Genomic DNA, 8,645 nt, shown 5'->3' with positions numbered 1-8,645 from the left:
GAGGATCTCAGTCTCTCGCGGCGGCTCCGGCGGCGCAGGGGCCGGGGCCTTCTTGCGCGGCGGCGGTTTCTCCAGGGCACGCAGATCGGCGCCAGCGTGCTCGCGGGCGTGCCGGACGAGGACATCGCCGCGATCGTCCAGCCCGCCCGGTCGGCATGCGCACGTTCACCTTTCATGCGCGACGAACAGGAATGGGCTCGCGGCTACCCGAGCGACTACCAGCTCGTCGAACACGTCCTGGCCCAGGCCAACGGAGCCGCGCCGGGCACGCTCGGCTGGCACGTCGAGGCCAGCCTGCAGAGCTCCGCGATCACCCAGCAGCAGCGCAACCGGATCATGCACCAGGCCCGCCTGATCGGCGACGTGCTGACCGCCCCGCGCAACGGCCCGCGGTCAGTGCTGATCATCGCCTCCGGAGCCGCGCCCGACCTGCGGACCATCCCGCCCGGCATCGTCCGGCCGGGCGACCGGTTCGTGCTGACCGACGTCGACCCGGACGCGCTGGAACTGGCCCAGAAGCGACTCGGGCTGCTCAACGACTTCACCACCGTGGTGCCGGGCAACATCTTCCGCGCCCTGGGACCGCTGGCCGAGCTCGGGCCGTTCGACCTGGTGCTGGTGAGCGGGCTGTACGACTACCTCAACGACCGCGCGGCCGTCCGGTTGACCGAGGCCGTGCTGACTCGGCTGTGCCGGCCGGGTGGCACGTTCTACTTCTCCAGCACCGGGGTCGGCAACCCGTTCCGCTGGCCGCTGGAGTACCTGATGGAGTGGCAGCTGATCGAGCGCGACGAAGCCGCCGTTCGCGCCCTGCTGCCCGGCTGTGACGTGTCGATCGGCCGCGAGCCGACCGGGCTGGCGTTGCTCACCCACGTCCGGACGCGGAGGGGCTGAGCTCAGGCGATCTGCTCACCGAGCTCCGCGGCCGCGGTGGCGACGAGAGCGAACCCGAGGACGGCGGCCAGCAAGCCGAGCACGGAAAACGAATACTGGAAGACGACCAAATAGGAAAGCCCACCGGGACGGCGACGAAGAGCACGCTGAGGCGTCCCGAGAACTTGGCCACCAGAAATGCGCCCATGGCGAGTACGGCGGCGGCCGGGATCGTCCACCACAGCATCAGCTGCCACCACGACCAGGTGTGGTTCCACCCGAGATAGGTCCGCTTGCCGTCGCTTTCCACCCAGAACTCGAAAGCGCCAGGCTCGGTGGCCGCCGCCTCGGGTGCGGGCGTGGTCACGGCCGGTTTCTCCGTGGTGAGGGACGACGAGGTCGGCGCGGATGGCGTCTGCGAACTGGAGACGGGACTCCCCACCGCGGAATTGCCGGCAGTGGTGGTGGGGACGAGGTGGACGAACACCGCCAAAGCGATTGAGATCAGCGACAACGGCATGCCGACAATTGCGGCCCAGGCGGCAGCGCACGTCAGTTTCCTGTCCGACATGGCCACCGCGCGATCGTGGCAGCGCGGGTCGGGACCCCCGCCCTTTCCCACACAGGTCGACCAGAGCCTTCCCGCATCAGCCACACCATGTTGCGGTGTTGCTCTATCTGCGCGCGTCGCTCAGCGCAGCCCGTGGGCGATCCGGGACACGAAGGCCACCAAGCGGTCCGGCGTGAACTTCTCCGGGTCGGTGAGGACCAGCCGGCCTGACATCTCGGCCAGTGCGAGCATCGCGTGGCCCAGCAGCTCCGAGTCGAGGTCGTCGAGGCCGCCGAGCTCCTTCAGGCCCAGGGCGGCCAGGTCCTCGATCTGGGCCAGGACGCCCGCACGGACCAGTTCCACCTGGGCGCGGAACTCGTGGGGCGTGCCCTCGGGCGGGAGGAGCACCAGGCGCCAGCGGTCCGGGGCGGCTACGACGGCGTTCACGAAGACGCGAACGGCGTCGGCGAAGGCGTCGTCCGGGGCACGAGTGGCGAAGTCGGTGGGGAGGGCGGCGATGACCTGCTCGGTGGCCCGGCCCGCCTCGCGTTCGAGCAGGGCGCTGATCAGCTCGGCGCGGTTGGCGAAGAGGTCGTAGAGGACGGGTTTCGTCACCTGGGCCTGCTTGGCGACGGATTCCATCGTCACGGTGTCGAACCCTGCTGGAATCAGGCTGAGTGCGGCGTCCAGCAGCTGCTCGCGGCGCTGTTCGGGTGGCAGGCGGCGGGCGTACTTGCGACGCGTTGTGCTCACGGGTCCATATTGCTACGGTGACGTAGCTTTCACAAAGCTACGCGGGCGTAGTAATTGGCGGAGGTACGTGATGGAGCCGGACAACCTCGTTCTGCAGCCGCGCGATGTGCAGTTCGACTGGTCGACCCTGCCGATGCACTGGGTTCCGGACGAGCCGGTGACCACGCACGTCATGAACGTCCTGCACCTGCTGCTGCCCGAGGGCGAGCGGTGGTTCGTGCGGACGTTCCAGCAGGTCGTGCCCATGATCTCGGACGACACGTTGCGCGAGGACGTGCTCGGCTTCATCGGGCAGGAGGCGATGCACGCCGAGGCCCACAGCGAGGTGCTCGACCACCTGCTCGCCAACGGGCTGGACCCGCGGCCGTTCACCCGGCAGATGGAGCACGTGTTCCGCAGGATCCTCGGGCCGAAGCCGGGCCTCAGCGCAGAACAGGCCCGTGAGCAACTCATCGAGCGCGTCGCGATCGTGGCCGCTGTCGAGCACTTCACGGCGTATCTGGGCGACTGGATGTTGAACGCCGGCGCGCTCGACCGGGCCGGGATCCACCCGGTGATGCTCGATTTGCTGCGGTGGCACGCGGCTGAGGAGGTCGAGCACCGCAGCGTGGCGTACGACCTGATGTGTCACCTCGACCGGCGGTATGTGCGACGGGCGCGGACGATGCTGCTGGTCGCGCCGGTGCTGTTCTGGCTGTGGGTGCGGGGCGCGCAGTTCATGGTCAAGGCTGACAGGACCACGAAGGCGCGGCTGACGTGGCGTGAGGCGATGAGGGCCGGGCGGCGCGGGTTGCTGCCGAAGCTGTCGGAGATCTTCCGGGCGTTCCTGCGGTACTTCCACCCCGCCTACCACCCGAAGCAGGAAGGGTCGACGTCCCAGGCCATCGCGTACCTGGCGTCGTCGCCTGCCGCTCGCGAGGCGCACTGATGCTGCGAGGGCTGACGAAGTTCGGCGACTTCTACGACGCGGCGGTCACGCGGTTCGGCGGACGAGCGCGTCCGGGAGCTACCCGGGATGCCTTGTGGCTCAACGTTGTCGAACGCTCACAGGTCGCGGACGGCGTGGTGAGCCTGCGGTTCGGTGGCACGGCACTGCCCGCGTGGCAGCCCGGCTGCCACATCGACCTGCACCTGCCGAGCGGACTCCGGCGCCAGTACTCGCTGTGCGGCAACCCGGCGGAGACCACCTACCGGATCGCGGTGCGCGAGGTCGGCGCCGGATCACGCGAGGTCCAGGCGCTGCGAGTGGGCGACCGGATCCAGGTGCGCGGGCCGCGCAACGCGTTCCCGTTCGCCGGCCTCGGGCCGATCGTGTTCGTGGCGGGCGGCATCGGGATCACGCCGATCCTGCCGATGGTCCACGCGGCGGCACGGCGAGGCCTGGACTGGCGGCTCGTCTACTGCGGGCGGTCGACGAAAGCCATGCCGTTCCTGGACGAGCTGCCGATCGGCCGGGTCGACATCCGAATCGGCCGCGGCGGGTCGCTGCTCGCCGACGCCCACCCTCGGGGCGCGGTCTACTGCTGTGGTCCGGCCTCGATGCTCGAACAGGTGCGCGGCGAGTTCTCCTCGCGCTGGCTGCACTTCGAGCGCTTCAGCCCGCCCCCGATCGTCGACGGCCGGCCGTTCACGGTCGAACTCCGCCGCTGCGGGGTATCCCTCGACGTGCCCGCCGACCGGTCCGCGCTCGACGTCATCAGGGACTTCCGGCCGTCGGTCGCCTACTCGTGCCGGCAGGGGTTCTGCGGCACGTGCGACGTCGGCGGCGTGCGGATCTGCGTGGACAGGCCAACCGGTGACCGACTCGTCCTGGAGGAGCTGTGAAGGTGCGTTCCGGAGAAGTCGACCTCGCCGTGCAGGTGCGCGGCACGTCCGGGCCCACGGTCGTGCTGGTGCACGGATATCCCGACACGCACGCCGTGTGGGATCGCGTGGCGACGTTGCTGGAGAACGACTTCCGGGTCGTGACCTACGACGTGCGCGGCGCGGGCGAGTCGACACCTCCGTCCACTGAGGACGGATACCGGCTCGAACACCTCGCTGAGGACCTCTTCGCGGTGATCGACGCGGTCAGCCCGGACGAGCCGGTGCACCTCGTCGGCCACGACTGGGGCTCGATCCAGTCGTGGGAGGCGGTGACCACACCCGGCGCGCGGATCGCCACGTTCACGTCGATCTCGGGGCCGTCGCTCGACCACATGGGGCACTGGTCCCGCAAAGGCTTGTCGATCGCTCACATCAGGCAGTTCTTGCGCTCCTGGTACATCGGCGCGTTCCACCTGCCGGTGCTCGCGCCGCTGTTCTGGCGGCTCTACCTCGGCCCGCGCTGGGGTGGCGTGCTCGAGCGGCTGGAGGGCGTCGAGGTCAAGCCCGCGAGCACGATCACCCGCGATGCCGTGCGCGGGATCTCGTTGTACCGGGCCAACATCCGCCCGGTGATGCGGTCGCCGCGGCACCGGTTCGCGCCCATGCCGGTGCAGGTGATCCAGCCGACCCGCGACCGCTACATCGACACGCGGCCGCTCGACCTGGAGCGCTGGGTGCCGTCACTGCGCCGCCGCAAGATCGTCGCGGGCCACTGGGCGCCGTTGAGCCACCCCGCGCAGCTCGCCCGCATGATCAGCGAGTTCATCGCGGACACCACTCCCCCGCGCGAACTGGTCGTGATCACCGGCGGCGGCAGCGGGATCGGCAGGGCCACCGCGGTGGCGTTCGCCGAGGCGGGCGCGAAGGTCGTGGTGTCCGATGTGGACTTCGCCGCGGCGAAGGAGACCGCGGACCTGGTCGACGGCCACGCCTACGAGGTCGACGTGCGGTCCGAAGACGCGGTACGAGCCTGGGCACGACAAGTCGCGGACGAGCACGGCGTGCCGGATGTTGTCGTCAACAACGCGGGTGTAGGTCACTCCGGGTCGTTCCTGTCGACCACGACCGAGCAGTGGCAGCGGGTGCTGGACGTCAACCTGTGGGGTGTGGTGCACGGCTGTCGCGCGTTCGGTGAGCTGATGGTCGAACGGGGCGAAGGCGGGCACATCGTGAACCTGTCCTCGGCGGCGGCCTACCTGCCGTCGAAGATCCTCTCCGCGTACGCGACGAGCAAGGCCGCGGTGTTCATGCTCTCGGACTGCCTGCGGGCCGAGCTCGCGCCGCACGCCATCGGTGTCAGCGCGATCTGTCCCGGGCTGGTGAACACGAACATCACAGCCACCACGACGTTCTCGGGGGTGAGTGCCGAGGAGCAGAGCCGCAAGCAGGACCGCGCGTCCCGCATCTACGCCCGGCGCGGCTTCGGCCCCGAGGGCGTGGCCGGCGAGATCGTGCGCGCCGTCCGCCGCAACCGCCCGGTGGTGCCGGTGACGGTCGAGGCGAAGGCGGCACGACTCGCGAGCCGCGTCGCGCCGGGGATCCTGCGCGCGTTCGCCAAGCTAGACGTCGGCTAGCTCGCCACCGAACGCGGCGGCGAGGCGGAGCCAGGGCGCGGCCTCCTCCGGCCGGCCCTGCCGCTCCAGCGTGCGCCCGAGCAACAGGTGGGCGTAGTGCTCGACCGGGTCGCGGTCCACGATCACGCGGAGCTGCTCCTCGGCCTTGCCCAGCTGCGCCGAGTGGTAGTAGGCGCGGGCCAGCAGCAGGCAGAGGTCCGTCTGGAAAGGCACATCCCCGACGACCTCCGCGAGCAGCTGCGCGGCCTTGGCGTAGTCACGCGCCTCGAACAGCAGTTGTGCGCGTTCCCACTTGTCGGCCGCGCTCTCCACGTGCCCCTTGTCGAACAAATGCGTCGCGGTGACCCAGCGGTCTTCCGACACGCCACCGAAGTCGTACATTCGTACCTCCCGTCCGGACCCGTACAACGCCGTCCGGCGGCAGGTATTCCCGCCTTCAGAGCAACGGAAGCGGGTCGAACGAGCGACCCTCCCAGAGCTGCCGCGATACCTCCTCCGGGTATGCGGTCTCCTCGTCCTCGACGTCGAAGACCCGAGTCGTGCGATCAGCGCCGTACGCGGGCCAGCCCGGCTCGCCGTTGATCGCGAAACTCGTCCACGCCGCCCGCATCCGCCCGGACACCTCCCACGACACCGGCGTGATCTCACCGAGCACCGCGGCCGCCTGCCCCCGGTCGATGTTGCCGAACACCATCGGCACGTCCATGCCGTGGCACGCGCGGAAGATCGGCGTCGGCTCCCACGCCACCACGTAGACGTGCGCCCGGCCACCCGCGGCCACCTGAGCTTCCGCGAGGTGCAGCGACGGCATCCGGAACAGCCAGTCCGAGCACACCAGCTCGAACAGCTCCTCCGGCGCGAGGTCCGGATACGCGAGGCCGGGCGTGAGCACGTCCACAGCCTCCGCCGCCTGTTCCGCGGTCACGGTGCCCACCAGACCCTCGATCACCGACAGCAGCCGCTGCTCGTGCCGCGTGTGCCCGGCGATCAGCTCGACGTCCCGCGCCGAACCCGAAGCCACCGCCTGCCACGGTGAGACCGGCAGCACATCGCCGTCGACGACCGGGGCGAACGGGACCTGCTTGTACGCGGCCTGCCCCCAGCGGCCGGCGAACTGGCCGATCTTGGCCATCACCTCGTCACCGGCGGACGGCAGCAGCTCGGGCTCCACAGTGGACAGATCCTCGACCGTCGGCCGCAGCCCCAGCTCGGCAGCGCACGTGGCGGCGACGTCGGCCGCCAGCTCCGGCGTGAAGAACGTGCCGGGCACGCTGCTCGCGATCGCCCGGTGGAACAGCCCGGCAGCTCGTGGCATCGCCAGCAGAGCCGCGACCGAGCCACCACCGGCGGACTGGCCGAAGATCGTCACCCGCGCCGGATCCCCGCCGAACGCCCGGATGTCAGCGCTCACCCACTGCAAAGCCGCGACCTGATCGAGCAGGCCGCGGTTGGCCGGAGCGCCCTCGATCTGCGCGAAACCCTCGATCCCGACGCGGTAGTTGAACGTGACCAGCACGACGCCGTCCGAAGCCAGCCGGGCGCCGTCGTACTCGGGCAGGCCGGACATGCCGACCGTGTAGGCACCGCCCTGGATCCACACCATCACCGGCAGGTCACCGGAGACGTCGGGCGACCAGACGTTCACGGTCAGCCAGTCGTGCCCGGCCACGCCCATGCCGTCCATGCCGAAGAACCCGGCCTGCGGTGGCGGTGGACCGAATTCCGAGGCATCCCGGACGCCCTCCCACGCGGCAGCCGGCTGGGGCGCGGCGAACCGCAGCGCACCCACCGGGGGCGCGGCGAACGGGATGCCGCGGAAGACCGCGACACCCGATTCCATAGTGCCCCGAACCATTCCACCGCTGACGCGCACCTCGACCATGCGCGGATCGTCGCCCCTGCACCCCCGGCGGCGCCACGCAATTTCCCGGCGTCAGGCCGTGACGACGACCTTCGCGCGGGCGTGCTCCAGCTCCACGTGCCGGATCGCGTCGGGCGCGTCGGTCAGCGGATAGGTCCGCTCGATCACCGGCACCAGCTGCCCTGACTCGGCGAGGTCGCGCAGCGCGGCCAGGTTCTCCTTGCTGGGCTTGGTTTCCAGCACCACCAACCGCTGCCGGGTGAACGACCCGATCAGCTTTGCCTGCACCATCAACCGGTACGGCCCGAACAGCACCCCGCCCGTGAAGGTGCCTCCCCCGGACAGCACCAGCGTCCCGTCCGGCGTGAGCACGCTGCGCAACGAGGCCATCGATCGGTTCCCCACCAGGTCGAAGACCATGTCGTAGCGCTCGGAACCGTGCGTGAAGTCCGCGAACCTGTAGTCGATCACCTGATCCGCACCCGCCGATCGCACCTGCTCGACGTTGCGCGTGGAGCACACACCGGTCACGACAGCCCTGCGCGCCTTGGCGATCTGCACCGCCAGCAGCCCGACCCCACCGGACGCGCCGTTGATCAGCACCCGCTGCCCGGCCTGCAGCTCCCGCAACCCCGTCCACGCCGTGTTGCCCGCCAGCGGCAGCGTCGCCGTCTGCTCGAACGACAGGTTCGCCGGCTTGCGCTCCACCAGCCGCGCGGGCACCCGCACGTACTCGGCGAAAGACCCCTCGACCTGGCCGAACACCTCGTCCCCCACCCGCAGCAGCCCGTTCACGCCGGCCCCGACCGACTCGATCACCCCCGCGAAGTCCATGCCGCGAATCCTCGACTTCGGCCCGCGCAGCCCCAGGAACAGCCGCGCGAAGTACGGGTCGCCGCGCATGATGTGCCAGTCGGCGGCGTTCACCGACGACGCCCGCACCCGCACGAGCACCTCGCCGGCAGCCGGCACCGGCTGTTCGACCTCACGCAGCTCCAGCACATCCGCCGAGCCGTACCTGTCCTGCACGATCGCCTTCATCGCGGCCTCCCTCGCTTGCCGCAGAAGGTATGTCGCGCCGACGCCCGGCCACATCAGGGACGACCCCTAGGGCGGCCACCCGATGTCCCCTGACAACAAAGCGCGCGGAACACCGGCTCTCGTCGGC

At 70.2% G+C, this 8,645-nt stretch carries 9 protein-coding genes; 4 read left to right on the top strand and 5 right to left on the bottom strand.

Features of this window, described 5'->3' with window-relative positions; translation table 11 throughout:
• Positions 1-894: class I SAM-dependent methyltransferase (locus ABZX92_RS07300; RefSeq protein WP_355555008.1), on the top strand; the 894-nt coding region annotated here is incomplete at its 5' end.
• On the opposite strand, the gene ABZX92_RS07295 is transcribed toward ABZX92_RS07300, so the two are convergent.
• Together ABZX92_RS07295 and ABZX92_RS07290 are read right to left on the bottom strand one after the other, a co-directional pair.
• Positions 866-1,450 (bottom strand): hypothetical protein, encoded by a 585-nt coding sequence (locus ABZX92_RS07295; RefSeq protein WP_355555006.1) that lies wholly within the window; start codon positions 1,448-1,450, stop codon positions 866-868. The two genes, ABZX92_RS07300 and ABZX92_RS07295, sit on opposite strands and share 29 nt — an antisense overlap.
• Positions 1,451-1,564: 114 nt before the next feature.
• Positions 1,565-2,176 (bottom strand): TetR/AcrR family transcriptional regulator, encoded by a 612-nt coding sequence (locus ABZX92_RS07290; protein ID WP_355555004.1) that lies wholly within the window; start codon positions 2,174-2,176, stop codon positions 1,565-1,567.
• Positions 2,177-2,246: 70 nt separating this feature from the next.
• On the opposite strand from ABZX92_RS07290, the gene ABZX92_RS07285 reads away from it, so the two are divergent.
• Genes ABZX92_RS07285 through ABZX92_RS07275 form a run of 3 tightly spaced genes read left to right on the top strand, consistent with a single transcriptional unit; the run spans position 2,247 to position 5,616 of the window.
• The gene (locus ABZX92_RS07285) at positions 2,247-3,104 is read left to right on the top strand and encodes a metal-dependent hydrolase (RefSeq protein WP_355555002.1); all 858 of its coding nucleotides are present in this window, start codon (positions 2,247-2,249) and stop codon (positions 3,102-3,104) included.
• Positions 3,104-4,000, top strand: coding sequence for a 2Fe-2S iron-sulfur cluster-binding protein (locus ABZX92_RS07280; protein WP_355555000.1), 897 nt, complete (start codon positions 3,104-3,106; stop codon positions 3,998-4,000). Before ABZX92_RS07285 ends, ABZX92_RS07280 begins: the two co-directional genes overlap by 1 nt.
• A 2-nt stretch (positions 4,001-4,002) precedes the next feature.
• Positions 4,003-5,616, top strand: coding sequence for an SDR family oxidoreductase (locus ABZX92_RS07275; protein ID WP_355554998.1), 1,614 nt, complete (start codon positions 4,003-4,005; stop codon positions 5,614-5,616).
• Here the strand turns inward: ABZX92_RS07275 and ABZX92_RS07270 are convergent.
• The 3 genes from ABZX92_RS07270 to ABZX92_RS07260 are packed head-to-tail and all read right to left on the bottom strand — an operon-like array spanning position 5,602 to position 8,518.
• Positions 5,602-5,997: a tetratricopeptide repeat protein gene (locus ABZX92_RS07270; RefSeq protein WP_355554997.1), complete on the bottom strand. Its 396-nt coding sequence runs from the start codon at positions 5,995-5,997 to the stop codon at positions 5,602-5,604. The genes ABZX92_RS07275 and ABZX92_RS07270 overlap by 15 nt on opposite strands.
• Before the next feature lie 55 nt (positions 5,998-6,052).
• A complete protein-coding gene (locus ABZX92_RS07265) occupies positions 6,053-7,498 on the bottom strand; it encodes a carboxylesterase family protein (protein WP_355554996.1) in 1,446 nt (481 codons plus the stop codon).
• 51 nt (positions 7,499-7,549) lie between these two features.
• Complete coding sequence (locus tag ABZX92_RS07260) at positions 7,550-8,518, bottom strand: NAD(P)-dependent alcohol dehydrogenase (protein ID WP_355554994.1); 969 nt, start codon at positions 8,516-8,518, stop codon at positions 7,550-7,552.
• Positions 8,519-8,645 lie beyond the last annotated feature (127 nt).

Origin of the sequence: Lentzea sp. NPDC006480 (assembly GCF_040611995.1) — a bacterium.
Classification (GTDB): Bacteria; Actinomycetota; Actinomycetes; order Mycobacteriales; family Pseudonocardiaceae; genus Lentzea.
The sequence above is the reverse complement of the archived record's forward strand: the minus strand, read 5'-3'. Positions and strand labels throughout refer to the sequence as shown.

What these genes read in the sequence shown, in the direction of transcription:
- ABZX92_RS07285 (WP_355555002.1), top strand. Translation starts at nt 2,247, where the DNA reads ATGGAGCCGGACAACCTCGTTCTGCAGCCGCGCGATGTGCAGTTCGAC.
- ABZX92_RS07280 (WP_355555000.1), top strand. Translation starts at nt 3,104, where the DNA reads ATGCTGCGAGGGCTGACGAAGTTCGGCGACTTCTACGACGCGGCGGTC.
- ABZX92_RS07270 (WP_355554997.1), bottom strand. Translation starts at nt 5,997, where the DNA reads ATGTACGACTTCGGTGGCGTGTCGGAAGACCGCTGGGTCACCGCGACG.
- ABZX92_RS07265 (WP_355554996.1), bottom strand. Translation starts at nt 7,498, where the DNA reads ATGGTCGAGGTGCGCGTCAGCGGTGGAATGGTTCGGGGCACTATGGAA.
- ABZX92_RS07260 (WP_355554994.1), bottom strand. Translation starts at nt 8,518, where the DNA reads ATGAAGGCGATCGTGCAGGACAGGTACGGCTCGGCGGATGTGCTGGAG.